Source organism: Acetivibrio straminisolvens JCM 21531, from assembly GCF_000521465.1.
GTDB lineage: Bacteria > Bacillota > Clostridia > Acetivibrionales > Acetivibrionaceae > Hungateiclostridium > Hungateiclostridium straminisolvens.
Genome location: NZ_BAVR01000190.1, coordinates 1 through 554, shown reverse-complemented (window position 1 = coordinate 554; position 554 = coordinate 1). Strand labels below are relative to the sequence as shown.

Genomic DNA, 554 nt, shown 5'->3' with positions numbered 1-554 from the left:
CATCATAGGAGTCATCCTTGTAAATAATGGGGTTTGCCAGCCTTACAGCGCTTGTATAAGCAGAGTTAACGTGCTTGACTTCAAATTTCCTGCCCACCAGATAGGCAGCAAGGTTTCTGCCGAATCCTCTGGTATCCTCAAGCCCGAATACAATTTCCTTTGTCCCGCAAATCTTCCTAACATCCTCAACGAATGCAGGATATCTGGATGGTCTGTTCTCAAAGTTAACCTCACCCAGTTTATTCATCCAACAATCTATAACAACTGCACAATGTGCGTCCTTGTGCATATCAATTCCAACAAAGCAGGTATTTCGTTTATGATAAATGTTTATCCTCTCCTTTTCCAATGTCTCCACCACTCATACCGGCAACCTCAATTTAAGAGCGTTAGTCTAAGAACCTTAGTTCTTTGACCTCGCAAGGGAACGCCAACCTATCTATTCCTGGTGTGACAAATTACGTGATTTCAGGCATCACGAGCCTTAGTTCAAATTTCTTAGTGTTCTTTTACTGCTTCGCTTGGACATAAACTTCTTAATGCTACTGACCAAA

General features: G+C 42.1%; 1 protein-coding gene. It reads right to left on the bottom strand.

Annotated features, from left to right (window positions below):
* A partial coding sequence (locus tag JCM21531_RS17425; RefSeq protein ID WP_157833713.1) for an IS110 family transposase occupies nt 1-361 on the bottom strand: 361 nt, incomplete at its 3' end.
* Nucleotides 362-554: the final 193 nt, after the last annotated feature.